The sequence below is a fragment of the Paenibacillus apis genome (assembly GCF_018333295.1).
Taxonomy (GTDB): Bacteria; Bacillota; Bacilli; order Paenibacillales; family Paenibacillaceae; genus Fontibacillus; species Fontibacillus antibioticophila.
Window position 1 is genome coordinate 577,705 of the sequence record NZ_BORS01000001.1, and the last position, 23,985, is coordinate 601,689.

Consider the following 23,985-nt stretch of genomic DNA (forward strand, 5'->3'; position numbering starts at 1 on the left):
TCTTAAATCGAGTGAAAGCGAGGCCGATTATGCCTGAGGGCTTGATTGTAAAAGCACTAAGCGGATATTACTATGTTAAGCCGGAAGGTTCCGCTCCCGGGGAAGTCATTCAATGCCGGGGGCGGGGCATTTTCAAAAAGAAGGGACTGACTCCGCTCGTGGGCGACCAGGTTATCTATACGCCTACGGAGAATGGGGAGGGCACAGTGGATGAAATTCTGCCGCGCATGACGGAGCTGGTCCGTCCTCCTATTGCCAATGCCCGCCTTGCCGTGCTGCTCTTCTCTTTGAAGGAGCCGGATTTGAACTTGTCATTGCTGGACAAGTTCCTGGTACATATTGAACACGCCGGGCTGAGGGCGCTCATCTGCTTGACCAAGGAGGACCTGCTTGGGGAAGCGGATAAGGCGGAGGAAGCCGATCCAACCGAACAGGTGAAGCAGCTCTATGAAGAGATTGGCTACGGTGTGATCGTTACCAGCTCGGTAAGCGGACTCGGCACCGATGAGGTCCGATCCCGACTGGCCGGCGAGATCAGCGTATTCTCGGGACAGTCCGGGGTTGGCAAATCCACCCTGCTGAATACCATGCTGCCGGGCTTATCGCTCGAAACGAGCGAGATTAGCCTGAAGCTGGGCCGGGGAAGGCACACCACCCGTCATGTGGAGCTGATCGAATTGGATAACGGGGGATATGTGGCCGATACGCCGGGATTCAGCCAGCTGGATTTCCTGGAGCTGGGCGTAGAGGAGCTCTCCTCCTGCTTCAGGGAATTCCGGGAGCTTGCGGACGATTGCAAGTTCCGGGGCTGCAGCCATCTGCACGAGCCGGGCTGCCGGGTCAGAGAAGCGTTGGAGCGCGGTGAGGTAGCTTCAAGCCGTTATGAGCATTACGTGCAATTTCAACAAGAGATGAAAGACAAGAAGAGGAGGTACTAGCTGATGTCGCAAGTGTTTATTGCACCTTCTATTTTATCCGCCGACTTTTCGAGGCTGGGGGAGGAAGTGGCCGATGTGGAGTCCGGTGGTGCGGACTGGCTGCATGTCGACGTCATGGACGGACATTTCGTACCGAACCTGACCTTCGGGCCGCTGGTGATGGGAGCTATCGCACCCTTGACCCAGCTGCCGCTGGATGTTCACCTTATGATTGAGCGGCCGGAGCAATATATTCCCGCGTTCGCAGCGGCGGGCGCACATGTGATTACGGTTCATGCCGAAGCTTGCGTGCATTTGCACCGGGTCTTGCATTTGATCAAGGAACAGGGTGCAAAGGCCGGGGTAGCCATTAATCCGGCAACGCCTGTATCCGCGATCCGCGAGGTGTTGGAGGATGTGGACCTGGTGCTTGTCATGACAGTGAATCCAGGCTTCGGAGGACAAGCCTTTATACCGGCAACCTTGCGGAAAATCCGCGAGCTCGATGAGCTGAGAACGCAGCGCGGGTATAACTACCGGATTGAGGTTGATGGAGGAATTGCCGCTCCTACCGCTCCGCTGGTCGTAGAGGCCGGCGCGGATGTGCTGGTAGCAGGCAATGCGGTATTCGGGCGCAGTGACCGCCGCGCAGCGATGGAGGAGATCAGGACCAGTCTTGGCCGGTCGTAGCGGCCTCGATCCAATACATTCCGCCGAATCCATGGCATAGGCCAAAGAAGCGGCGCATACAATGGGTTACATGAGCAGGGTTCTCATGTAGCCTTTTTTTTGCGGTGAGAATACACTGAACGAAGGATCGAATCATACAATAAGGTAAGGGCATGAGAATGATGGGGAGGGTGAACGATGAGATTTTACACATTCAAGCTGCCTAAATTTCTTGGAGGCTTCGTTAAGGCCGTACTGAACACATTCCACAAAAATTAATACACACTATACTTCTGCGGCAGGCCTTCATAGAACACGAAAAAAGCACCTCTAATCAGAAAAGGTGCTTTTTGTCTATATGCTTATTCGAACCCTTACACGCGGGTCACTTTACCGGATTTCAAAGCCCGGGTACTAACGTATACGCGCTTAGGCTTACCGTCAACCAGGATGCGAACTTTTTGCACGTTTACGCCCCAGCTGCGACGATTGCGGTTGTTAGCATGGGAGACATGGTTACCGCTGCTTGGTTTCTTGCCAGTTACATAACATTTGCGAGACATTCCTTACACCTCCTGTTCCAATACACCATTCTTGAAAATAACAGCTCTAAAGCGTACTCACGGTTATTGTTCAAGCCGGCCTGAAAGTGCCGGTCGATTCCTGATGATTCTTGCCCTGAGCGGGATGAAGCCATAAGAAACCGCATAAAACAATACTTTTATATAATATCACAGTGAAAAAAGCGGCGTCAACAGATCATGGAACTTTATTTCATAGTCCGATTGTATCTTTTATTTATTTCTCTGTATTCTTATAGTACAATATTGTTTAGTCCATAATAATTTCAAGGGAGGAGTGAGTGCAGGCGTGGCTATACAATTGGATACCGAATATGGACACATCGATATCTCGGATGAAACGATAGCGGTTATCGCCGGATCGGCCGCCATGGAGTGTTATGGACTGGTAGGAATGGCAAGCCGAAAGCAATTTAAGGACGGCATCGCCGAGTTGATTGGTCGCGAGAATCTGACCAGGGGTGTGGAAGTGAACCTTGAGAATAACCGATTGGCAATTCATCTTTATATTATAGTCAGTTATGGGACAAAAATTTCCGAGGTCGCACACAATATACAGCAAAAAGTAAAGTACGTATTGAATGAAATCGTTGGACTCGATGTAGCTGAGGTCGGCATCGTAGTACAAGGCGTACGTGTATCAAGCTAGGAAGGGGAATTCTCTTGAGTAAGCGTTCTTTAAATGGAACAGATTTTACCGCCATGGTACTTGCCGGGGCGCAGCGTCTCTCACAGTACGCCGAGCATGTCAATTCACTTAATGTCTTTCCGGTTCCCGACGGGGATACGGGCACGAATATGAACCTGACGATGACGGCCGGCGTAAATGAATTGAAAAGCAACGGAACAGGCGGTCTTGGCAGCCGTGCAGGAGTTCTGTCCAAGGGATTGCTGATGGGCGCCCGCGGAAACTCCGGCGTGATCCTTTCGCAATTGTTCCGTGGCTTCGGACGGTACGCAGCTTCCTATGAAGAGCTGAATACGGTTCAATTCGCAGCGGCTCTGCAGAGCGGGGTGGATACCGCTTACAAAGCTGTGGTCAAGCCGGTAGAAGGCACGATCCTTACGGTAGCCAAAGAAGCTGCCAAGCATGCCGTGTTTTATGCCAGACGGACAACGGACGTCACCGAGCTTATGACGGAGGTGCTCGCAAAGGCGAAGGAAGCGCTCGCCAATACGCCTGAACTGCTGCCGGTATTGAAGCAGGTAGGGGTAGTTGATTCCGGCGGTCAAGGTCTTGTCTATATTTATGAAGGATTCCTGGCGCAGCTTACAGGACAGGTACAGCCTGATCCAGCCGTACAGGGACAAGCTGTGGAATTTGCACCGGCTCAACCGGTTAAATTGGCAGCGGATCATGTGCACGCTTCTTCCGCGCAGGCCAAGCTGGAAACAGAAGACATTGAATTTTTATATGACATGGAATTTTTTATCAATCGTAAATTAGGGGGCGTTCCCGGATCTCTCTTCGATGAGGATCAATTCCGGAAAGCGCTGTCACAAAATGGAGATTCCATCATTGTAATTGCAGACGATGAAATCATTAAAGTACATGTTCATTCTAAAGCTCCTGGCGAAGTACTCAATCTTGCTTTGCTTTACGGAGAAATAACGCAGATTCATATTCTGAACATGCGCGAGCAGCATCGAGATTTGCTTACAGCGGGCATGGATGCGGCTCCGATGCCGGAGCTGTTTGCCGATATCCCTGCGGAGCCGGCACGTTCGGCCGATCCGGCCAAGCTGCCCGCCGACGAGCTCGCTCCTTACGGATTTATTGCTGTGGCCTCGGGCCAGGGCATTACTGATATTTTCACGAGTCTGGGTGTAGACGTGGTTCTGTCAGGCGGACAGACGATGAATCCGAGCACGGAGGATTTCGTGAAGGCGATCCACTCGATTTCCGCCCAGCATGTATTTGTGCTTCCGAACAACTCGAATATTGTTCTGGCAGCCCAGCAAGCGCGCGATTTGCTTGAAGGCGAGCGCAGCGTAACCGTGATCACAAGCAAGAGTATTCCTCAAGGCATTGCGGCCGCTTTCGCTTTCCAGGAGGATGAAAGTGTAGAGAACAACACGGAGAACATGATGAACGCGGTTGCCCATGTGAAGACAGGACAAGTGACTTATGCGGTCCGTGATACAGTTTTCGACGAGCTTGAGATTACTGCAGGACACTATATCGGCATCGCCGACTCCAAGATTGTCAGCACGGAAGCGGGGCTGCTTGAGACCAGTCAGGCACTGCTTGCCAGGATGATTGTGAACGGGGATGAAATTGTGACCATGCTTGTTGGCGAAGAGGCGGATGAGGCCATTACGGAACAGCTTCAAGCCTGGATAGAGGAAACGTATCCTGAAGCCGAAGTAGAGATTCACAGCGGCGGACAGCCGATCTATTATTATTTGTTCTCGGTTGAATCCTGATCGGAGCCATGAAAGGGCGGGGATATCTATGAAGCAGATTATTATCGTTGCTGACAGTACCGCAGACGTGCCAAAGGCGATGGTCGAGGAGTATGGGATTCATATCGTGCCTATGCGCCTCGCTTTTGGAGAGGAGACCTTTATAGAAGGAATTAACATCACCGTAGAAGAATTTTATGACAGGCTGTCAAAATCGCGGGATCTGCCAACGACTTCACAAACCTCTCCATCCCAGTACGTTGAAGTGTATCAGAACCTGATGCAGCAATATCCGGAAGCATCGATTATTTCGATTCATATTTCATCCGGCATGAGTGGCACGTACCAGTCCGCGGTGCTGGCCAAGAGCATGGTCGAGGAGGAGCACGGCGAGGCTGTTGACATTACCGTCATCGATTCCTTGTCCGCGACCTATGGCTTCGGTCTACAAGTCGTCCTTGCGGCGCGGATGGCCAAAGCCGGAGCTTCCGTTCCGGAAATCGTCGCCGAAGTAGATCGTGTCGGCAAGGCGCGGCAGGTTTATTTTCTCGTCGATGTCCTGGATTATCTGCAAAAGGGCGGTCGGCTGGGCAAAGCCGCTGCGATTTTTGGTACGCTATTGAATATTAAGCCAATCCTGTCCGTCAATGACGAGGGTGCGATCTATGCCGTCGACAAGATCAGAGGACATAAGAAAGCTGTATCCCGGGTCGTTGAATTGTTCGTGAAGGATTACGGTGACCAGAAGGACATTAATATTGCGGTCTGCGATTGTGTGAATCCGGAGGGAGCCGAGGAAATCCTCAGACTGATGGATGAGCACTTCACGATCCATGAGGTCGTGCGGACCAGTATCGGCGCAGTTGTCGGCACTCACGTCGGGCCGGGAACGGTGGCTACCTTTATCTGGCCAGCAGAATAAGATAGGAGAGTCTTATGGAATTGCATGAGATTCCGGTAAGGCAGGTCAGCGGCGTGAGCGCTCTTAAAGAAGGAGAGCTTCACGCCTTTGGCGTCTTTACGGTAAATGATCTAATTGAATATTATCCGTACCGGTATGAGGATTATCGTCTCCGCTCGCTGACCGAGGCGAAGGATGGCGATAAAATAACGGTTCAGGCTAAAATTATCGGGGTTCCGGTCCTGCAGCGGTACGGTAAAAAGTCAAGATTGACCTGCAAGATGGTGGCGGAGGACTGGATGTTTACGGCGACCTGGTTTAACCGTCACTTTTTACGGGAGGAGTTGACGGCGGGGCGGGATATTATATTGACCGGGAAATGGGATCTGCGGCGCAGCCAGCTTACGGTATCCGAATCGGAGTTCCCCGATAAAGGGACGCTGCGGAGCGGAAGCCTGCAGCCGGTCTATTCGGTTGGCGGAAAGATTACGCAGGCCTGGATCCGCAAGACGGTCGGACAGGCACTCCGCCAGTATGGGGAGATGATTCCGGAGAATTTGCCGGGCGAGCTGCTGAAGAAATATGATCTGATGCCGCGCCGCCGGGCCATTCAGTGCATCCATCAGCCTACGGACAGCGAAGAGGGCGGGTGGGCCCGGCGCCGGATGGTGTATGAAGAGCTATTCCTGTTTCAGCTTAAGCTGCAGGCTTATCGTGCTATGAATCACGAGCGGCAGGACGGCGTAAGCCATGGAGCCACCAATTCAGAGATTCGCGAATTCGTGCGCAGTCTTCCCTTTGAGCTGACCGATGCCCAGAAGCGGGTGGAGCTGGAAATCCTCAAGGATATGCGCTCTTCTTACTGTATGAACCGGCTGCTGCAAGGCGATGTCGGCTCAGGCAAGACGGTTATCGCGGCTATCGCGTTGTTCGCAGCGGTCAAGTCCGGTCATCAAGGCGCCTTCATGGTGCCGACCGAAATTTTGGCAGAGCAGCATGTCCGCTCGCTGACTCGGATGTTCGAGCCATTCGGCATCCAGGTCGGCCTGTTGACCGGCAGTGTAACCGGACGCAAGCGCAAGGATCTGCTGGCTTCGCTCCAGATGGGGCTGATTGATATTGTCGTCGGTACGCACGCCCTGATCCAGGAGGATGTGTTCTTTCGCTCGCTTAGCCTGGTGGTAACGGATGAGCAGCACCGCTTCGGCGTGAATCAGCGCAGTATTCTGCGCCGCAAGGGCTTTAGCCCTGATGTGCTGACGATGACAGCAACGCCGATTCCGCGCACGCTGGCGATAACGGCTTTCGGGGATATGGATGTATCGACGCTGTCGGAGCGGCCCAAGGGCCGGAAGCCGATTACGACATATTGGGTCAAGCACTCGATGATGGATCGGGTGCTGGGCTTTATCTCCGGCGAGATTTCGCAGGGGCGGCAGGCTTACCTGATCTGCCCGCTGATCGAAGAATCGGACAAGCTGGACGTGCAGAATGCGATCGACCTGTACGTGGCGATGCAGCAGGCATTCCCTGATTATAAGGTCGGCCTGCTGCACGGAAGGATGACCTCGGCGGAGAAGGACGAGGTTATGCGGGCATTTTACGATGGCGAGGTGCAGCTGCTTGTCTCGACCACGGTGGTGGAGGTCGGGGTCGATGTGCCGAATGCGACGCTGATGATTGTGATGGATGCCGACCGGTTCGGCCTTTCGCAGCTGCACCAGCTGCGGGGCCGGGTCGGCCGGGGCGAGCACGCCTCGTACTGCGTGCTCATCGCGGATCCGAAGTCGGAGGTCGGTCAGGAGCGGATGAAGGTCATGACCGATACGGACGACGGCTTCGAGGTGGCAAGGCGGGACCTGGAACTGCGCGGTCCCGGGGATTTCTTCGGCACCAAGCAGAGCGGGGTGCCGGAGTTCCGAATCGCGGACATGGTCAGCGATTTCGCGGTGCTGGAGGCGGCGCGGGACGATGCCGCCCGGCTGGTCGGCGAGCGCGTCTTCTGGACGTCGCCGGAGTATGGGCCGCTGCGGAGCTATTTGCAGCGGGAGCAGATTTTGCAGGGCGAGATTATCGACTAGCGGATCGTTGTTGTCACATTGTACAGCCCTCCCTTCATACACTAGAAAGAAGGCCCATTGAACGGGAGGTGTCGCTGTCTTTGAGTTATAAGCAATTCGGAATCAGTCCCCAGCTTGTGGAACGGATTAAGCTCAAAATGAAGAATCCGACGACCAAGGAGCGGGTGAAGAAGCTTGTCGAAGGTTTGACCAAAGCCGATCTTCAAGACAGAGTGAAGGTAAGACGGCTGGTGAAGAAGTCTGCCGCACTGATGGGAGAGAGGCTGACCAGCGTTCAGGAAGAGCAGATTGTCCAGTTTGTGTTGTATCAAAAGATCGATCCCCAAAGCACGCTCCATCTCATTCGTCTGTGGAGTATGTTCCGTTAGGGACATAACGGAGCAGGCAAGCTGAGATGAGAGTGCGGCGGGCGAAGCTGTCAGCCGGAAGGTTTCGGCTGATTTTTTTTGTCAAAAGAAAACCATACCGATTGAAGATCCGGAGAGCCCCTTGGGGCGCGGCCTGAGCAATATTAGACTTGAACAATTATAGACCGGACACTTATTCGAACACTTATAGATTCGAAAACGAATACTTATGATGAAGCACAAAGGGATTTGTACGATTTTCCACACAAGTTGTTCCAAAACCTATCCTGATTGATGTATGTTATACGAAAAATCGTATAAACAATAAGGCCCGGTACCCCAAACTTAAAAAGTTGTACGGTTTTTCGTATAAAACACTATTATTACCATGAAAAGGAGGTGCTTTGTATGAAATATCGTACAAAACAGACCTTTCCTCCTTGCGGATTCCAGTCGATATCCTCATGCTGCGGGTTCTGTTTTAGGCTTATGAGACATTTTAAAGCACCAGTATATTATTTCTTTACATAATCTGTTATACTTTTTATATCGACATGAGAGTATGTCAAAAATAAGCTTGTGGGAAAAGTGAGGTGCCTGGTCTATGACACCGCGAACGAAAGAACAAAATGAAGAGATTCGGCTGCGTCGTATCCGCGAGATTTTACAGGCTGCGGCGGAGGTATATCTTGATAAGGGGATTCTGCTGGAGATCCGCGATGTGGCGGCTGCGGCAGGACTGGGTTATGGCACGGTATATCATTATTACAATAACAAGAATGATCTTGTATCGGATATGCTATATCAGGGGCTGGAGAGAGCTGAGGAATTATGGGTTGGTGAGCTGTCCCCGGACGGGAGATCAGACCCTGGCGGCATGGCAACGGCTTCTGTTGGTGAGGATAGGAGTCCTCGTAGCGAGGAAAGGGTTTTTTTGCGTGTTATGGGGCGGCTGAGAGAGGCGTGTTCAGTATTGCTCCATGCCTGGGAAAGGGATCGGGCTCTTTTTCTGGCTTGTTATCTGGGGACGGATCAATACCGGATGCTTCAGCCGGAGACAGCAGCGCGATTATCCCCGGTTTACCGTTCCGCCGTGCTGCTGCCGCTGGTTTCCCAGGTAGAAGCTATTCTGGTACAGGAAGCAGCGCATGCTAGTAATGTACAGCATAGAGCTGAGGCAGAGCGTCAGGCGGAATGGTTGCTGGCCGCGCTTGCTGCCTGTGCATTGCCTTCGATCCGGCGGGGCACCTTGAAGGGTGAGATGGAAGAGCTTATCCGTTTTGCGGCAGGAAGAGGATTTGTATGAAAATAAGCGGACTGATCAAGAATTGAATCAGAAGTAGAGTGGGGAGATGAACCAATATGATCACATTGAAATCCATGCGGGAAATTGAAGAAATGAAGCGGGCCGGCGAGGTCGTGGCGGCCTGCCACCGGGAGATTGCCAAGTGGATCGTTCCGGGAAGAACTACACGGGAACTGAATGATATGATCGCCCGGCATATCGAGGAGCTTGGCGCCAAGCAATTTACGAAAGGATACAACGGCTTTCCGGCGGAAACCTGTATGTCTGTCAATGATGTGATTGCGCACGGCTTTCCTTCTTCCCGTCCGTTGGAGGACGGGGATTTGCTCAAAATCGATATTGTAGCTGAATATGAAGGCTGGTTCGGTGATTCATGCTGGTGTTATACGGTTGGCACGCCTTCCCCGGCCGCGGAGAAGCTGCTGCAGGTAACCTATGAATGTCTGGAGCTAGGGATTGCCCAGGCTTTTCCCGGCAACCGGCTTGGCGATGTGACATCGGCTATTCAGCGGCATGCTGAATCCCACGGCTATGGGGTGGTAAGGGATCTGCTCGGGCATGGCATCGGCCGACACCTGCATGAAGAGCCCGAATATGAGCATGTTGGAGCACCTGGAAAAGGCATTCGTTTGAAGGAGGGAATGGTGTTCACCATCGAGCCGATGATTAATGAAGGCACCTTCCGAATCCGGATTGATGAGGATGGATGGACAGCCAGAACGGCTGACGGCAAGCTGTCGGCGCAATTTGAACATACGATTGCAATTACTAGCGAAGGGCCGTTGATTCTGACAGCTCAATAAAAAGACGATCAAAGACCGTCCCGAGGCAGCGTGATGCTGTGGTCGCGGCGGTCTTTTTTTTTGCATATCGGCGTATCCAGTATTAACCTGTTGACGGATGAGAATATTTGTTCGTATTATGAATATAATAAGAACAAGTGTTCTGGGCGGCGAACAACTGCCTTAAAGAAACCTCAATACGAAAAAGCTGGTGATTCGGAAATGTCTAACATCATTTTTCTTGTGGACGGACAGTCTTTTTATGCCTCCATTGAAAAAGCAGCTCATCCGGAATATTACAACAAGCCTGTAGCTGTAGGTGATCCGTCTCGCCGATCGGGAATTATCTTAGCAGCCTGTCCTCTTGCCAAGTCAAGAGGGGTTACTACCGCGCAACGTGTCGGAGAAGCATTAGCCCTCTGTCCTGATTTGGTAGTTATTCGCCCCAGAATGCAGCGCTATATCACCATATCTTTATTAATTACGCAAATATTTGAATCCGTAACAGATCAAGTTGAGCCCTACAGTATTGACGAGCAATTTTTGGATGTAACAGGTTCTATATCCCTATGCGGGTCTGCAGATGAGATTGCTCAATGGATTCAGTGGCAAGTAAAACTATCGACGGGGGTATGGTCCAGGGTCGGGATGGGTCCTACAAAAATCCTAGCCAAAATGGCAACGGATAATTTTGCGAAAAAAAGGCAGGACGGTATTTTTAAATTAGGCTTTGAAAATATGGAGAGGGATTTGTGGCCCTTGCCGATTCACCAGATGTTTATGGTCGGCTCCCGTATGACTAAGCATTTTCGCCATATGGGTCTAAACACCATAGGTGATATTGCCCGTCTGGAGTTAGGCCAATTTAAGCAAATGATGCGCAGGGAGTTCCGAAAGCAATCCGATATTCAATCAGAGTACTACTGGCAAATTGCGAACGGTAAGGATTCCAGCCCCGTAGTCTCCTCCATTCGCGGGGCATTGAAATCAATAAGCCACGGAAAAGCCTTGAGGAGCAGCTTGTACGGGCGCCTGGAGGATATTGAAGTTGTCTTGCTTGAGCTGGTGATCGAGGTTTGCCGGCGGGCGCGCAGGCATGGTTATCAAGGCCGGGGCGTGTCTGTTGGAGCAGTGGAGACGGACGGGGAGAAGACTTTCTCGTTTAGCCGTCAGATGACGTTGCATCAACCCACCTCATTAACCCATGAGGTTGCCCAGGCCGCTCGAAAGCTGTTCATGGATCACTGGAACGGGCTGCCGGTAAGCCGTTTGCATATTTCGTTAACACAGCTGTCGGACGATCGAATTGATCAATTGACTCTGTTTGAGGATAGGAATGCTGCCTATGCAGTTGAGCGGGCAACCGACCGCATTAAGGAACGGTATGGCAGCGATGCGATTATCAGAGCCTCTTCGTTGGTGGAGGCTGGTGTAGCACGAGAGCGTGCAGGTCAGATTGGGGGGCATTTCAAATGAGCAAGCTTGATGGAAATGAGAGATGGAAGTCGAAGATGCTTTTAACGGAACACCAGGAGCAGTATGAGAACCGGAATAAGCATCCTCAGACAGGAAGGGTCACGACGGAAGAGCTCACGATGATTCGGGACGCTATTATGTTTCCCTATATGTTGACCATGTGTGAGAAGAGTTTGCAGGATCTTCGGATTTCAACTCATTTATTCAAGCAAATCCATGAACAATTCATTCAAATCATAATGAAGGACATCTCCAGAGATTTGTCCAACACCAATCGGGAATTAAGGCAACGGAACATAAAAATATTTAGCGATGAGACCCATGACGGAATTATTTATCATCGTTATATTTGCCGCGGCTATGAGGATCGGTTTGGTATTGTGAGAGAAGTATTGCGGTCCGAGATCAGCGTCCGCTTTACGAAATACTCGATGCGCATTCTCTCTCAATTAAAAAGGGAGGAGCAGTCTATTTAACTAGGTTGCAAAGCTGATTATAGTGCCGCCGATAGCGCCGGCAATGACAATAACCCACGGTGGAGCTTTCCAAAAAACGAGCATCAAAAATAAAATAGACGCCAGCGCAAAATCGGCAGGGGCTAGGATCGCCGTAGTCCAAAGCGGATTATACAGCGCCGCCAACAAGATGCCTACCACTGCTGCATTAATTCCGATTAATGCACCTTGAACTTTAGCGTTTTTGCGCAAAGTGCTCCAGAAGGGAAGTGCTCCTACGATTAAAAGAAAGGCAGGAAGAAAAATGGCTGCCGTAGCAATTAAGGCGCCTTTCCCTCCGCCTATCATCATTCCCAAATATCCGGCAAAGGTGAATAAGGGTCCGGGCACAGCTTGAGCCGCACCATATCCTGCTAAAAAGTCGGATTCGCTGATTAAGCCTGTAGGTACAACTTCCCGTTCCAGCAACGGAAGAACGACATGGCCGCCGCCAAAAACAAGCGATCCTGACCGGTAAAAGCTATCGAACAAAGACAGCCAATCCGAATCAGCAAATTGCCTCACGAACGGCAGAAAAATCAGGAGTCCAAAAAAGACGGCCAAGCAGAAGAGCGCAAACCCGCGGCTAACGGGAATGTTCAAGTCTGCCGTTTCAGAGATTAGCGTTTTCTTGTACAACATGATGCCGATTATGCCTGCAATAGCAATAAGCAGAACCTGATTAAAAGCAGTCTGCCATAAAAGAGTTATGGATGTGCTAATAATGGCAATGGTTGCTGTATTCCGATCAGAAATAAGTTTTTTACCCATGCCAAGGATGGCTTGAGCGACAATGACAACAGCGACAATCTTAAGACCATGAATCCAGCCTGCACTCCCAATATCAAACCCTTGCAATAGAAGGGCGAACAGGACGAGCGCGATGACCGATGGAAGTGTGAAGCCAAGCCAAGCGGTCAGTCCGCCGAGCAGTCCTGCACGGATGACGCCGATTCCGATGCCTACCTGACTGCTGGCAGGACCAGGAAGAAATTGACACAGTGCAACCAGATCGGCATAGCTTCGCTCGTCCAACCATTTGCGGCGGCGAACATACTCGTCATGAAAATACCCCAGATGAGCGATGGGGCCTCCGAATGAGATAAGACCAAGTTTAGTTGATACAGCCAGCACTTCAAGAAATGACCGCAACTTATTTCTATATCCCTGACGGGCTGTGATTTTATGATTATTCACGCCTGTTACTCCTCCATTATCGTCAATTCCGAGGCGGACGCAAGCTGCCTAATGTGATTCTACGTGAAAATAAATTATCAGACAATCATAAGTGGATAATCCTATGCCCTCAGGAAGTGATTTTTGTTATAATAGGGTCAGAGTACGCAGAGAAATGGAGAGATAGCATGATATTACATAAAGGAGACATCTTGTTCCGGCAAGGAGATGAGGGGAATTATTTATATCACATCAAAAGCGGATTGTTCAAGGTGACCCGACTTCATGAGAACGGAAATATCGTGCTGTTTAATATCCTGTATCCCGGGGAGACGGTTCCCCATCATTCTCTGATCTCGCCGCAGGATGCGCACGGAACGGCTATCGCCTTAATCAAGAGCGAGGTAGAGATGATCCCGGCCCAGAAATGGTACAAGGAGCTGGAGGAGGATCCTGCGAAAACGATGGATGTAGCTCGTCTGCTGCAGGAAAAGGTCAGGTTCATGCAGGAACGGCTTGATCATTTGACGATCGGTACCCCTGCCGAACGACTGGAGCTGCTATCGGGCTGGCTTGGCCGGCATGCGAACGGAGCGCCGCTTACGGAGTATTTGACACAGGAAGAAATCGGACAATTTATCGGCGTGCGGCGGGAGACTGTCAATCGGTTATTGCGCCATCATAACTAAAAAAAGATGGAAGCTGCTAAGCTGTTTAGTCATTAAAATTTTTGTGTTATAATAAGATAAGACAAAAACAGAAAGGATCAGGATACCATGTGTTCCCGAAGGACAAATTCCCCAAGGACGATTTGGAAACGTTATGATCTCTCTTACACTTAGCTTGTTTCGTGGAGCGTCGGTTTATGGCCAACAATCCTACGAAAGAAGCGTGTAATCATGCGAAGGATGAATTCCTCAAGAGCCTTCTTACACGTAGGGTTGGACCATAAAGTCAACCAATCTGCGATAAGAGGGATATCAAATGAGGAACATAACAGAATGGAAAATTAACAGTAGACAGTTACTCATCATGTTGCTAGGCTCGTTTTTATTGGCATTTTCTTACTATCATATCAATTTTCAGAATGGGCTGTCGGAGGGCGGATTTGTCGGCCTTGCGCTATTGGGCAAATATTTGTTTGATTTGCCGCCTGCGCTGACAATGCTTGTGCTGGATATTCCGATCTTTATACTAGCTGTATGGCTGAAGGGCCGGAAATTCATTGCGCATACGCTTATTGCCTCGATGTCGTTTTCGTTATTTTATGAATTATGTGACAGCTTCTCGCCGCTGCGGATGGACTTTGGTTCCAATCTGTTGATGGCGGCGCTATTCTCCGGATTGCTAACCGGCTTGGGTGCGGGTCTGGTTATCCGTGCAGGGGGCGCAACAGGCGGGGACGACATTTTATCGCTCATGATAAGTCAGTGGACCGGTTTAAAGATCGGCACCGTGTTCATGGCGATGGATGCCATCGTGCTTGTTGTCTCGTTGTTATATTTACCATTGAAAGAGACGATGTTTACAATATTGGCGGTCATGATCGCCGGACAGATGATTACATGGACCGTACAGTTTGGACACAGAGCGGCTGCTCCGCGGCGTCCGGTTACTTACGGCATGAAGAAGAAAACGGCTTAAGCCTTCTGGGCTTGAGCCGTTTTTTTGTGACTACAGAGAAGATCATAGAACAGGACCTAGACCACGGCAACGATAAACAGCACCCATCCGGCAAGAAAGCAGAGTCCGCCAAGCGGCGTAATTGCACCCAGCTTCCGGATTCCTGTCAGACTAAGCACATACAGACTCCCGGAGAACAGCACGATTCCGGCAGTCAACAACCAGCCGGAGACAGTGATCTGAGAAGTATTCACTGTATCTCCCTGCACAGTACCGAGAAGAAGCAGGCCGAGTCCATGTGCGATCTGGTATTGGATTCCTGTCTGGTAATTCTTCATACGATCCGGAGTCAATTTGTCTTTCAGGGCGTGGGCCCCAAAGGCTCCGAGCGCTACGGCAAAGAACATCATGATTCCGCCGAGCACAAGCAATGTTTGCATCGATCATCACCTCATTGCTATCTTACTTTCCCGGAAGGACGAGAGCAAGAAGACAGAGATAAAAAATCTCCTGAAAACAGTTAACGCAAAGCTGTCTTCAGGAGATTCGGTTTATTCACTTAGAACTGAGCTATTTCTTATCCTTTGGATGATTTTCATCCCATTCCTCCGCCTTGGCCGTAGCAATAGCGATGGCACGTCCCTCCTCATAGCCGTCTTCAAGCAGGGCATTGGCGATTTCTATCGCCTTGTTTCGCACGCGGGAATCCAAATTTTTCATGGATGGCGGGTAATCTCCTTTACTCCAAGGCATTTCGCTTCATCCTTTCCTGGTGTAATAAGAACAGCTACCCGTCATTACCCGGTTAATGAAGAGGCCAAACGCTCAGGCTTCACAGATGTTGTGGAGGGAACGGTATATACGATCCTGATCAGGCTTGAAAAAAACAAGCTGGTGGAGACCACCAAGAAGCCCTCCGATATGGGACCGCCGAGGAAGTTTTTCGCCATCAACGACGCGGGGCGTGAGGAGTTGCAGAGATTTTGGGAGAAATGGGCGTTCGTATCATCAAAAATCGGGGAGTTAAGGGAGGGGAAATAATATGAACTTTTGGGAGAAAATCACCGGCAGCGACATGACTAAAGAGATGAAAGCTTTTGAATCGCGGGTCAAAGAGCTGCCAGCTGATTATCAAGAAGCATGGAATAACATTAATGTTGCCTCGGAAGATTTACCGAGTCTAATGAGACAGCGGCAGTCCGGGACTTTACTTTCTCGTCCAAGGCTGCCGCTGTCTTTGTCTTTCCGCAGTTAACTAATCCTGTTGCTTGTTCTCGAATAAATACAGGTATTCGCCGTAGCCTTCCGCCTCCATCTTCTCCTTCGGTACGAAGCGAAGCGCGGCGGAATTAATGCAGTAGCGAAGTCCGGTAGGTTCGGGGCCGTCCTCGAATACATGCCCCAGGTGGGAATCTCCCTCCCGGCTGCGCACCTCCGTGCGGATCATGAAATGGCTGGTATCTGTCTTTTCCTTGATGCTGTAAGAACGCAAGGGACGAGTAAAGCTCGGCCAGCCGCAGCCGGCATCATATTTGTCGAGCGAGCTGAACAGCGCCTCTCCGGATACGATGTCCACATAGATTCCTTCATCCGTGTGATTCCAGTACTCGCCAGTAAAGGGACGCTCAGTAGCATTTTTTTGCGTGACCTCGTATTGGATAGGTGTGAGGCGCGTCTTTAACTCCTCCGGATTGGCGGGACCCGACCAATGACGATCAATGAAGTCTTCCCGGCCGGAGCCCTTGCGATAGCGTTTGTAATGTCCTGGATTCTTACGATGGTAGTCTTGATGATAGTCCTCAGCGGCATAGAATGGGGCAGCCGGCATAATCTCCGTTACAATCGGCTTGTCAAAACGGCCGCTGGCGGCAAGCTCTGCCTTGGAATGCTTTGCTTCTTCCCGCTGTTGCTCATTATGGTAGAAAATAGCCGTCCGGTACGATTCTCCCCGATCATGGAATTGCCCGCCTTCATCCGTCGGGTCAATCTGCTGCCAGAATAGCTCCAGGAGCTTTTTGTAAGGAAAGATGGCCGGATCGAACGTAATCTGTACGGCTTCATAATGGCCCGTATCTCCGGCGCAGACTTCCTCGTATGTCGGATTGGCGGTACGGCCGCCGGTATAACCGGATACGATCCCGTGAATTCCGGGAAGCTCTTCAAAGGGTGAAACCATGCACCAGAAGCAGCCTCCTGCAAAGGTGGCCAGCTCGCGGCCGGAAGATTGCGGTATATTCATGCTGATCCCTCCATTTTCATTTGGCATCATTAATAACAGGCTGGAACTTGCTCCGGCTTCCAGTATAACGTTTTTTGCCCCAAAACTGAAAGCTGTCCAGGGTCTTTTTTTAATATATACCCAAAATACAGTTACCAGCAGAAGCACCAGCATATATCCGAGAGCTGCCTTTAATGCCGTTTTCGGCTCCTCCCATAAAGATGCGCCCAGGAAGGCGTAGAAAAACACGCTTGGCAGCTTGCCCACAACAGAGGCGGCCAGATAGGTGAAGAAGGGGATGTTATAAGCTCCCGAATAGATATTGATTGCCGTTTGGGGGAATACCGGCGTTAATTTACACAAGACGATTGTGGCAAATGGACGCTGTTCGATAACCTTGCTGATCCGCTCCAGCGGCTTGAGTCTTTCCGTCCAGCGTGAGGCCACATCCCGGAAACCGTAGGCCGCTCCGGCGTAGACTAGCGCTCCGGCTAGCGTAGAACTGATCAGGGTGATCATTCCCCCGAATAATCCTCCCAGCATATATCCGGCAGCGGCAATAACGACGCGGTAGGGCAGGATTGGAACAAAGGCGAGCAAGGTCGATAGAGCTAACAGGCTCCAGAGCGGAGGATCGCCCGTGATCCATCCATTAAGCTCCTCCTTGAACAGGTAAGCCAAGGCAAAAGCAAGGGCATACACTGTGAGTACGATCCATTTTCTCATAACGGCTCCTTTCCGCCCATCCATGATACAAAGTCTTCCCTTAATTAAATCTAGCGTATTCTTCATGGCCATGCTATAATTACTAAGAATTTTATATGCATGGTTCCCAAAGGGGAGTAGCTTACTACAATAAAGTCGTCATGACGGGTTCACACCCCGGCTTTATTGGCAACCTGTCGTTGTTAGCGAGACCTTTGCCTGATGCGAGTATTGGGTGAAGGTCTTTTTATTTTGTATAAAATAAAATGCACCTGTGCCCGGTTTAACGAGCAAAGGTGCATTTTTTCATATCGAAAGCCGGAACCAGATCGTAGGAGAGGAGAGAGAATATGGAGTTATTGACGTTGGAGTTCTGGACAGCCTTGCTATCCATCGTTCTGATCGATCTTGTGCTTGCAGGTGACAATGCGATTGTAATCGGGCTTGCCGCGCGCAATGTTCGAAAGGAGGACCAGAAGAAGGTTATTGTATGGGGAACTATAGGGGCAATCGTGGTTCGGGTGATCATGACCCTGCTTGTTCTGGAGCTGCTCAAGCTCCCGGGGTTACGGCTTGCCGGCGGACTGGCTTTGATCTGGATTGCTTATAAGCTTCTGGTTGACGATAAAAGTCATGATATTAAAGGCGGGGACCGCATGTGGACGGCTATCGGCACGATTATCGTCGCCGATACCATGATGGGTCTGGATAATGTACTCGCGGTTGCGGGCGCTGCGGATGAAGACATTCTGCTGGTGGTATTTGGCCTGGCCATTTCCATACCGATTATGGTGCTGGGAAGCACGATGATTCTGAAGCTGACAGAGCGCTTCCCGGTCGTCATCACGATCGGAGCGGCCGTGCTGGCGTGGACGGCGTCCAAAATGCTGGTTGCTGAGCCGTTGATTCTCGACTGGTTCGCTAGCGGCTGGATCAAATACGGATTTGAAATGGTTATTATAGCTCTTGTTGTAGGCTTGGGACTTTTAATGAAGAAGAAGCTTGAGCGCGAGCGCGAAATTCAGCAAATGCTGAATCAAGGCAACCTCCCGCTGTAAGTTATACGTGTTACAGGGAAGAACCTTTCTCCATTCCGGGGAAAGGTTCTTCTTATTTTTGGAACATAGACTCCGCAGACAAAGTCAGGATTCCACTGGCGTGCGGGCATGCTGGCGGAATTGTTTGGGCGACATCCCGAACCGCTTCCGAAATACCCGGTGAAAATAATTGTAGTTTGGAAAGCCGGAGCTTTCCGCTACATGCTCCAAGCTAAGCGGGCTGAAAATGATTCTTTCCCGCGCCATATTCAGGCGGACCTCGAGCGTGTACTGAATAATGCTGGTGTCGAATGTTTCTTTAAACAGATGCACCGCCCGCGAGACGCTAATACCGGCATAGGCCGCCGCATCCTCCAGGCGAATCGGCTCAGCCGCATTCTCTTCAATATAATTCTTAATCCGGTGGGCAAGATAAGTGGGATAGGTCCGGGTTGGCTGCTGGAGCAAATTCCGGTCAATATCCGTACACAGAATCTTTAAGTAATACTCTGCGATTTCAGGAGAAGGATTGGAGATTCGCTGCCGCTCCAGCATAATTTGCCGGAAAGCCCCGACAACCCCCTCTGACAGCGGAAGCCGGATAATGCGGGGACGGGGCTGTTTCTGCCACCATTCCTCAATCCATTCCCCAGAAGGGAAGATATGATAGTCGCCGCTGTTAATCAACGGAGGTCCCTGTGACTGAACGCCGATGGCAGGCTCGCCTTCAATCCGCAGCTCGTAGGGCTGTCCGGGGGCGACAAGCAGCAGGTCGCCGGGCTCCAGCCGCTCCAGCTTCCCTTCAATACGGGTGCGGCAGCGGCCTGTAGTCTGCAGTCGTATTAGATAATTCTCCAGCCCTTCCGGCTGGAAAATATGAAACGGTTTGCTGTGAAGAGAATAGCCAGCGGTCAGAATTTGCAGTTTTTTATTGTCCAAAAATGCCACTCTCCCAAGTGCTAAAAAAAATAATGACCAGATTGTTCATGTTTCAATCATATTATTCATTTTACTGTAAAGCAATTTGGAATACCATGTAGAAGAATTGATCAATTCGTTTAATAAAAGATTGAGGTGATAATTTTGACACAAGTTGGTCTTCAGCTTTATACAGTTCGCGATGCCATGGAACAGGATTTTGAAGGAACCTTGCGCAAGATTGCAGCACTGGGATATCAAGGGGTGGAATTTGCGGGATACTTCGGCCGGACAGCCGAGCAGGTCAAGGCTATTCTGGATGAAACCGGTATGATTGCTTTGGGAGCGCATACACCTTTTGTTAGATTGCGCGATGCGCTTGATGAGGAGATTGCGTTTAATAAAGCGATCGGCAACACTACATTGATCATGCCTTACTTGGGAGAGGAAGATCGTCATCGCTGGCATGATATTTTTGAGGATATGGATAAGATCGGTCAACGCTGTGCGGATGCGGGGGTTACTTTCTGCTATCATAATCATGAATTCGAGCTTACACAGCATCTGGATGGCCAGCCTGTATTGGACGTAATGTTCTCGAAGCTGCCTGCAGAACGTCTGCAAATGGAGCTTGATACCTGCTGGGTTCATTATGCAGGGCTTGATCCGGTTGCTTATATAACCAAGTATGCGGATCGTCTGCCGCTGGTTCACTGGAAGGATATGGCGAAGCGCGAGGATGGCTCGGCCGAGACGGTAGAGCTGGGGCATGGCGAAGTCGATATTAAGGCGATTGCGGATGCCGCAATTCAAGCGGGAGCCGCCTGGCTGGTGGTTGAGCAGGATTACTGTGCCGGCAATCCGCTCGACTGTATTGAAGAAAGTATGAAATGGATACGCAATTATGCGAATAACGGGGGGAACATTCATGTCTAAGAAGTTGAAGGTAGCGGTTGTAGGTTGCGGAGGGATTGCTAATAACAAGCATTTGCCGGCTTTGGCGAAGCTTGAAGAGGTAGAATTGGTTGCATTCTGCGATATCGTTGAAGAGCGTGCGGAGAAAGCCGCAAAGGAATTCGGAGAAGCAGAAGCTAAAGTATATACGGACTTCCGCAAGTTGCTTAGCGAGACGGATGTCGAGGTTGTCCATGTGTGCACTCCGAATGATTCCCATGCGGAAATTACGGTAGCCTCTCTGGAGTCCGGCAGACATGTCATGTGTGAGAAGCCGATGGCCAAGACCGCCGAGCAGGCGAGACAAATGCTGGATGCGGCGAAGCGTACCGGCAAAAAGCTCAGCATCGCTTACCAGAACCGTTTCCGCAGCGACAGCTTGTATCTGAAGCAGCTGTGCGAGCAAGGAGAGCTCGGAGACATTTACTACGGGAAGGCGCTTGCGCTCAGACGTCGTGCAGTACCTACCTGGGGCGTATTCCTTGATGAAGAGAAGCAAGGCGGAGGTCCGTTGATCGATATCGGCACCCATGCCCTTGACCTGACACTTTGGCTTATGGACAATTATGAGCCAAAGAGCGTTACCGGTTCAGTCTTCCACAAGCTGGGCAGGCGCGAAAATGCAGCCAATGCCTTCGGTCCCTGGAATCCGGAGGAATTCAAGGTTGAGGATTCCGCTTTCGGCTTCATTACCATGAAGAATGGAGCGACCATATCGCTTGAATCGAGCTGGGCGCTGAATGTCATTGATTTTGGCGAAGCAAGAACACTGCTTTGCGGAACCGAAGGCGGAGCAGACATGAATGATGGTCTTCGTCTGAATGGCGAAAGAATGAGCCGCCTGTATGAGACGAAGGTAGACTTCGGCAGCGGAGGCGTGGCCTTCTTCAGCGGCGAGCAGGAGACCGATTCCTTGCGGGAAGCCAGATCCTGGGTTCAAGCCATTCTGGAAGATAAAGAGCCGCTCGTGAAGCCGGAGCAAGCATTGGTCGTTACTGAAATTCTAGAAGCGATCTATGAATCGGCAAGAACGGGCAAGACCGTATATTTTGATTAATTCGGCGGACACGCAAATGACAGGAGGCTATTGAAATGAAATTAGGCATATTTCTGGTTCTATTCGGAGGCCGGCCGCTGGAGGAAGCGCTGGACCTGGTTGCATCCAAAGGAGTTAAGGCTGTGGAGATCGGGACTGGAGCGTATCCAGGGGATGCGCATTGCAAGCCGGATGAGCTGCTGGAGAGCAAGACAGCGCGTGAGAACTTCAAGAAGGCCGTTGAAGCTCGCGGCTTGACGATCAGTGCATTGAGCTGCCACGGTAATCCGCTCCATCCTCAGAAGCATATCGCTCAAGGCTTTCATGATACCTTTGTAAAGACGGTGCAACTCGCCGAACTGCTGGAGGTTCCGGTGGTGAATACGTTCTCGGGTTGCCCGGGAGATCATGAGGATGCCAAATATCCGAACTGGCCTGTAGCGCCGTGGCCGAATGATTACCAGGAAATTCTGGACTGGCAATGGACGAACAAAGTGATCCCTTACTGGACAGAATGGGGAAAATATGCGGCTGACCACCACGTTAAGATTGGTCTGGAACTGCATGGGGGCTTCTCGGTACATACGCCGGGAACACTGCTTCGTCTGCGCGAAGCGGCAGGTGAAGTCATCGGAGCGAACCTGGATCCAAGCCATATGTGGTGGCAAGGCATCGATCCGGTTCAGGCGATCTCTATCTTGGGCCGTGCAGGCGCGATTCATCATTTCCATGCCAAGGATACGACGATTGACCCGGTCAATGTGCATCGTCATGGAATCACGGACATGCAGTCCTATACCTTGATGCAGGACCGCGCATGGCAATTCCGTACGGTCGGATATGGTCATGATCTGAAGACCTGGGCGGACATGATCAGCGCGCTTCGTCTCTATGGCTATGACTATGTCGTGAGCATTGAGCATGAAGACGGCCTGATGTCGATTGAGGAAGGCTTCTCGAAGGCTGTTAAGAATCTGCAGCAGATTATGATTGAAGACTCAGCTGCGGAGATGTGGTGGGTCTAATTCGTTCTATTTCTTCATTTGGATCATGGCGGCTGCCTTTCGCAGCCGCTTTTTCATGTGCGGATGAATCGGGTATAATAACAAATACTGGAGCGGTTAAAAAGGGATTCACCTGTATGCATTCCGCATAAATTGTGGTACTATGAAATATACTAACGATTCGTAAGTTATTAACCGGCTATGTAGAAAGTATGAGGTGAGATTAACATGGAAGAGCATCATACGGCGATGTGTCCCCGGTTTGAATCCGCTTTCGTAATTTTGGGTAAACGCTGGAATGGCCTGATTATCCGCACCTTGCTTAGCGGCCCGAAGCGGTTCAAGGACATCTCTAACGGGATTCCAGCGATGAGCGACAAGATGTTGTCCGAGCGTATGAAAGATTTGGAGACCGAAGGAATTGTTATTAGGCATGTTTATCCGGAAACTCCCGTAAGAATTGAGTATGAGCTTACAGAAAAGGGAAGAGCGCTGAATCCAGTCATGGAGCAAGTACAGTGCTGGGCAGAGCAGTGGATTGAGTAAGCTGTGACGTGCCGTATTCGTGTGGCGAAGCGGCACGAAATATAATGAAAGTAGGTGTACTTGTGGCTGAGGTAATCGTAATCGGAGCGGGACCTGCAGGTTCAAGCGCGGCATTGTTTCTTGCCAAGGCGGGCAAAGAAACCTTGGTGCTCGACAGCAATGCCAGCATGACAAAGCGGGCCTGGATTGAGAACCACTATGGAGCCAAGGATATCAGCGGCCCGGATTTGCTGAAGATCGGCCGGGAGCAGGCTCAGAAGGCGGGGGCAAAGTTCATTGAAGAGAAAGTGACCGTTGTCGATACGAACGGAGGCTCCAAGGTGACCGTGAAGACGGAATCCGGAAGAAGCTACGAGGCCTCTCATGTCATCCTGGCTACGGGTGCATTGACAGAGTTGGCGGCTTCGATCGGTCTGGGGCTGAAAGAGGGCCGCGAGCCGCGCATTAAAGCGGTGGTAGAGACCGACGGTTACGGAAGAACGAGCAACCCTCGGGTCTGGGTTGCAGGCACGCTTGCCGGCGTAAGCGTTCACACGATTATTACAGCCGGAGACGGAGCCAAGGTGGCGATCGAGCTATTGAGTGAATTGAACGGCGAACGCTACGTAGATCACGATATACTGAAATCATAAAAGTACGTACCAGACTTTCCGTAAGCTAGAGCTTGCGGAAAGTCTTTTTTTGTCAAAAGAAAACCATACGCTATGCGTATGGTTCAGGAGAGCTTCCAGCGATGTACCAAAAAAATTCCTCCCGATGTTACAATAAATTTGGTTCGCCAACCGAATTTATCGAACAACAGGAGGAA

The 23,985-nt window shown here is 50.8% G+C and carries 27 protein-coding genes and 2 pseudogenes; 22 read left to right on the plus strand and 7 right to left on the minus strand.

Annotated features, from left to right (window positions below; genetic code table 11):
• The first annotated feature begins 29 nt into the window (after positions 1-29).
• The 3 genes from rsgA to spoVM all read left to right on the plus strand — a co-directional run bounded on the left by rsgA (position 30) and on the right by spoVM (position 1,865).
• Positions 30-938, plus strand: coding sequence for a ribosome small subunit-dependent GTPase A (gene rsgA, locus KI362_RS02525; RefSeq protein ID WP_301624590.1), 909 nt, complete (start codon positions 30-32; stop codon positions 936-938).
• 3 nt (positions 939-941) lie between these two features.
• On the plus strand, positions 942-1,607 hold the full coding sequence (gene rpe, locus KI362_RS02530; RefSeq protein WP_301624592.1) for a ribulose-phosphate 3-epimerase: 666 nt from the start codon (positions 942-944) through the stop codon (positions 1,605-1,607).
• Positions 1,608-1,784: 177 nt separating this feature from the next.
• Complete coding sequence (gene spoVM / locus KI362_RS02535) at positions 1,785-1,865, plus strand: stage V sporulation protein SpoVM (protein ID WP_044479171.1); 81 nt, start codon at positions 1,785-1,787, stop codon at positions 1,863-1,865.
• A 95-nt stretch (positions 1,866-1,960) separates the two neighbouring features.
• On the opposite strand, the gene rpmB is transcribed toward spoVM, so the two are convergent.
• Positions 1,961-2,149, minus strand: coding sequence for a 50S ribosomal protein L28 (gene rpmB / locus KI362_RS02540; RefSeq protein ID WP_044479170.1), 189 nt, complete (start codon positions 2,147-2,149; stop codon positions 1,961-1,963).
• Positions 2,150-2,456: 307 nt separating this feature from the next.
• On the opposite strand from rpmB, the gene KI362_RS02545 reads away from it, so the two are divergent.
• The 9 genes from KI362_RS02545 (at position 2,457) to KI362_RS02585 (ending at position 11,942) form a co-directional block, all read left to right on the plus strand.
• Entirely contained in the window at positions 2,457-2,816 is a 360-nt protein-coding gene (locus KI362_RS02545) for an Asp23/Gls24 family envelope stress response protein (protein ID WP_044479169.1), read from the plus strand.
• Positions 2,817-2,830: 14 nt separating this feature from the next.
• On the plus strand, positions 2,831-4,594 hold the full coding sequence (locus KI362_RS02550) for a DAK2 domain-containing protein (protein WP_044479168.1): 1,764 nt from the start codon (positions 2,831-2,833) through the stop codon (positions 4,592-4,594).
• A 28-nt stretch (positions 4,595-4,622) separates the two neighbouring features.
• Entirely contained in the window at positions 4,623-5,495 is an 873-nt protein-coding gene (locus tag KI362_RS02555; protein ID WP_301624598.1) for a DegV family protein, read from the plus strand.
• A gap of 14 nt (positions 5,496-5,509) precedes the next feature.
• The gene (recG, locus tag KI362_RS02560) at positions 5,510-7,555 is read left to right on the plus strand and encodes an ATP-dependent DNA helicase RecG (protein ID WP_301624599.1); all 2,046 of its coding nucleotides are present in this window, start codon (positions 5,510-5,512) and stop codon (positions 7,553-7,555) included.
• Between the two features lie 80 nt (positions 7,556-7,635).
• Positions 7,636-7,923 (plus strand): stage VI sporulation protein F, encoded by a 288-nt coding sequence (locus KI362_RS02565; RefSeq protein WP_044479165.1) that lies wholly within the window; start codon positions 7,636-7,638, stop codon positions 7,921-7,923.
• Between the two features lie 583 nt (positions 7,924-8,506).
• A complete protein-coding gene (locus tag KI362_RS02570; RefSeq protein ID WP_301624601.1) occupies positions 8,507-9,208 on the plus strand; it encodes a TetR/AcrR family transcriptional regulator in 702 nt (233 codons plus the stop codon).
• A 56-nt stretch (positions 9,209-9,264) separates the two neighbouring features.
• Positions 9,265-10,011: a type I methionyl aminopeptidase gene (map, locus tag KI362_RS02575; protein WP_301624602.1), complete on the plus strand. Its 747-nt coding sequence runs from the start codon at positions 9,265-9,267 to the stop codon at positions 10,009-10,011.
• A gap of 201 nt (positions 10,012-10,212) precedes the next feature.
• Positions 10,213-11,466: a DNA polymerase IV gene (locus KI362_RS02580; protein WP_301624603.1), complete on the plus strand. Its 1,254-nt coding sequence runs from the start codon at positions 10,213-10,215 to the stop codon at positions 11,464-11,466.
• Positions 11,463-11,942: a hypothetical protein gene (locus tag KI362_RS02585; RefSeq protein WP_301624604.1), complete on the plus strand. Its 480-nt coding sequence runs from the start codon at positions 11,463-11,465 to the stop codon at positions 11,940-11,942. The genes KI362_RS02580 and KI362_RS02585 overlap by 4 nt, the downstream gene beginning before the upstream one ends.
• Here the strand turns inward: KI362_RS02585 and KI362_RS02590 are convergent, their stop codons facing one another.
• Positions 11,943-13,157 carry a chromate transporter gene (locus KI362_RS02590; protein WP_301624605.1) on the minus strand — a complete coding sequence of 405 codons (1,215 nt, stop codon included), beginning with the start codon at positions 13,155-13,157 and terminating at the stop codon, positions 11,943-11,945.
• Between the two features lie 167 nt (positions 13,158-13,324).
• Here KI362_RS02590 and KI362_RS02595 point away from each other — a divergent pair, with 167 nt between their 5' ends.
• Together KI362_RS02595 and KI362_RS02600 are read left to right on the plus strand one after the other, a co-directional pair.
• A complete protein-coding gene (locus KI362_RS02595; RefSeq protein ID WP_301624607.1) occupies positions 13,325-13,825 on the plus strand; it encodes a Crp/Fnr family transcriptional regulator in 501 nt (166 codons plus the stop codon).
• 295 nt (positions 13,826-14,120) lie between these two features.
• Positions 14,121-14,780 carry a YitT family protein gene (locus KI362_RS02600; protein ID WP_301624608.1) on the plus strand — a complete coding sequence of 220 codons (660 nt, stop codon included), beginning with the start codon at positions 14,121-14,123 and terminating at the stop codon, positions 14,778-14,780.
• 56 nt (positions 14,781-14,836) lie between these two features.
• On the opposite strand, the gene KI362_RS02605 is transcribed toward KI362_RS02600, so the two are convergent.
• Positions 14,837-15,199: a DUF423 domain-containing protein gene (locus KI362_RS02605; RefSeq protein WP_301624609.1), complete on the minus strand. Its 363-nt coding sequence runs from the start codon at positions 15,197-15,199 to the stop codon at positions 14,837-14,839.
• A gap of 130 nt (positions 15,200-15,329) precedes the next feature.
• Positions 15,330-15,512, minus strand: coding sequence for a hypothetical protein (locus KI362_RS02610; protein WP_301624610.1), 183 nt, complete (start codon positions 15,510-15,512; stop codon positions 15,330-15,332).
• A gap of 24 nt (positions 15,513-15,536) precedes the next feature.
• Between KI362_RS02610 and KI362_RS02615 the strand changes: the two genes are divergently transcribed.
• A complete protein-coding gene (locus tag KI362_RS02615) occupies positions 15,537-15,800 on the plus strand; it encodes a PadR family transcriptional regulator (RefSeq protein WP_301624656.1) in 264 nt (87 codons plus the stop codon).
• A 1-nt stretch (position 15,801) separates the two neighbouring features.
• Positions 15,802-15,912 (plus strand): annotated as a pseudogene (locus KI362_RS02620) (DUF1048 domain-containing protein); the annotation flags it as partial.
• 102 nt (positions 15,913-16,014) lie between these two features.
• Here KI362_RS02620 and msrA read toward each other — a convergent pair.
• On the minus strand, positions 16,015-16,998 hold the full coding sequence (gene msrA / locus KI362_RS02625; protein WP_301624658.1) for a peptide-methionine (S)-S-oxide reductase MsrA: 984 nt from the start codon (positions 16,996-16,998) through the stop codon (positions 16,015-16,017).
• Positions 16,999-17,211: 213 nt separating this feature from the next.
• Positions 17,212-17,775: pseudogene (locus KI362_RS02630) on the minus strand (TVP38/TMEM64 family protein); the annotation flags it as partial.
• 257 nt (positions 17,776-18,032) lie between these two features.
• Between KI362_RS02630 and KI362_RS02635 the strand changes: the two are divergent.
• Positions 18,033-18,740, plus strand: coding sequence for a TerC family protein (locus KI362_RS02635; RefSeq protein ID WP_301624612.1), 708 nt, complete (start codon positions 18,033-18,035; stop codon positions 18,738-18,740).
• 84 nt (positions 18,741-18,824) lie between these two features.
• Here KI362_RS02635 and KI362_RS02640 read toward each other — a convergent pair whose 3' ends face one another.
• The gene (locus KI362_RS02640) at positions 18,825-19,658 is read right to left on the minus strand and encodes an AraC family transcriptional regulator (RefSeq protein WP_212941096.1); all 834 of its coding nucleotides are present in this window, start codon (positions 19,656-19,658) and stop codon (positions 18,825-18,827) included.
• Between the two features lie 144 nt (positions 19,659-19,802).
• Here KI362_RS02640 and KI362_RS02645 point away from each other — a divergent pair, with 144 nt between their 5' ends.
• The 5 genes from KI362_RS02645 (at position 19,803) to KI362_RS02665 (ending at position 23,809) form a co-directional block, all read left to right on the plus strand.
• Positions 19,803-20,573 (plus strand): sugar phosphate isomerase/epimerase family protein, encoded by a 771-nt coding sequence (locus tag KI362_RS02645; RefSeq protein WP_301624614.1) that lies wholly within the window; start codon positions 19,803-19,805, stop codon positions 20,571-20,573.
• Positions 20,566-21,648 carry a Gfo/Idh/MocA family protein gene (locus KI362_RS02650; RefSeq protein ID WP_301624615.1) on the plus strand — a complete coding sequence of 361 codons (1,083 nt, stop codon included), beginning with the start codon at positions 20,566-20,568 and terminating at the stop codon, positions 21,646-21,648. Before KI362_RS02645 ends, KI362_RS02650 begins: the two co-directional genes overlap by 8 nt.
• 35 nt (positions 21,649-21,683) lie before the next feature.
• Positions 21,684-22,652 (plus strand): sugar phosphate isomerase/epimerase family protein, encoded by a 969-nt coding sequence (locus KI362_RS02655; RefSeq protein WP_044479154.1) that lies wholly within the window; start codon positions 21,684-21,686, stop codon positions 22,650-22,652.
• A gap of 207 nt (positions 22,653-22,859) precedes the next feature.
• Positions 22,860-23,177 carry a winged helix-turn-helix transcriptional regulator gene (locus KI362_RS02660; protein WP_044479153.1) on the plus strand — a complete coding sequence of 106 codons (318 nt, stop codon included), beginning with the start codon at positions 22,860-22,862 and terminating at the stop codon, positions 23,175-23,177.
• A 62-nt stretch (positions 23,178-23,239) separates the two neighbouring features.
• Positions 23,240-23,809 carry an FAD-dependent oxidoreductase gene (locus KI362_RS02665; RefSeq protein WP_044479989.1) on the plus strand — a complete coding sequence of 190 codons (570 nt, stop codon included), beginning with the start codon at positions 23,240-23,242 and terminating at the stop codon, positions 23,807-23,809.
• Positions 23,810-23,985: the final 176 nt, after the last annotated feature.

What these genes read in the sequence shown, in the direction of transcription:
- msrA (WP_301624658.1), bottom strand. Translation starts at nt 16,998, where the DNA reads ATGAATATACCGCAATCTTCCGGCCGCGAGCTGGCCACCTTTGCAGGA.
- KI362_RS02650 (WP_301624615.1), top strand. Translation starts at nt 20,566, where the DNA reads ATGTCTAAGAAGTTGAAGGTAGCGGTTGTAGGTTGCGGAGGGATTGCT.
- KI362_RS02660 (WP_044479153.1), top strand. Translation starts at nt 22,860, where the DNA reads ATGGAAGAGCATCATACGGCGATGTGTCCCCGGTTTGAATCCGCTTTC.
- spoVM (WP_044479171.1), top strand. Translation starts at nt 1,785, where the DNA reads ATGAGATTTTACACATTCAAGCTGCCTAAATTTCTTGGAGGCTTCGTT.
- KI362_RS02600 (WP_301624608.1), top strand. Translation starts at nt 14,121, where the DNA reads ATGAGGAACATAACAGAATGGAAAATTAACAGTAGACAGTTACTCATC.
- rpmB (WP_044479170.1), bottom strand. Translation starts at nt 2,149, where the DNA reads ATGTCTCGCAAATGTTATGTAACTGGCAAGAAACCAAGCAGCGGTAAC.
- KI362_RS02585 (WP_301624604.1), top strand. Translation starts at nt 11,463, where the DNA reads ATGAGCAAGCTTGATGGAAATGAGAGATGGAAGTCGAAGATGCTTTTA.
- KI362_RS02580 (WP_301624603.1), top strand. Translation starts at nt 10,213, where the DNA reads ATGTCTAACATCATTTTTCTTGTGGACGGACAGTCTTTTTATGCCTCC.
- KI362_RS02605 (WP_301624609.1), bottom strand. Translation starts at nt 15,199, where the DNA reads ATGCAAACATTGCTTGTGCTCGGCGGAATCATGATGTTCTTTGCCGTA.
- KI362_RS02635 (WP_301624612.1), top strand. Translation starts at nt 18,033, where the DNA reads ATGGAGTTATTGACGTTGGAGTTCTGGACAGCCTTGCTATCCATCGTT.
- KI362_RS02655 (WP_044479154.1), top strand. Translation starts at nt 21,684, where the DNA reads ATGAAATTAGGCATATTTCTGGTTCTATTCGGAGGCCGGCCGCTGGAG.
- KI362_RS02570 (WP_301624601.1), top strand. Translation starts at nt 8,507, where the DNA reads ATGACACCGCGAACGAAAGAACAAAATGAAGAGATTCGGCTGCGTCGT.
- recG (WP_301624599.1), top strand. Translation starts at nt 5,510, where the DNA reads ATGGAATTGCATGAGATTCCGGTAAGGCAGGTCAGCGGCGTGAGCGCT.
- KI362_RS02595 (WP_301624607.1), top strand. Translation starts at nt 13,325, where the DNA reads ATGATATTACATAAAGGAGACATCTTGTTCCGGCAAGGAGATGAGGGG.
- rsgA (WP_301624590.1), top strand. Translation starts at nt 30, where the DNA reads ATGCCTGAGGGCTTGATTGTAAAAGCACTAAGCGGATATTACTATGTT.
- rpe (WP_301624592.1), top strand. Translation starts at nt 942, where the DNA reads ATGTCGCAAGTGTTTATTGCACCTTCTATTTTATCCGCCGACTTTTCG.
- KI362_RS02555 (WP_301624598.1), top strand. Translation starts at nt 4,623, where the DNA reads ATGAAGCAGATTATTATCGTTGCTGACAGTACCGCAGACGTGCCAAAG.
- KI362_RS02610 (WP_301624610.1), bottom strand. Translation starts at nt 15,512, where the DNA reads ATGCCTTGGAGTAAAGGAGATTACCCGCCATCCATGAAAAATTTGGAT.
- map (WP_301624602.1), top strand. Translation starts at nt 9,265, where the DNA reads ATGATCACATTGAAATCCATGCGGGAAATTGAAGAAATGAAGCGGGCC.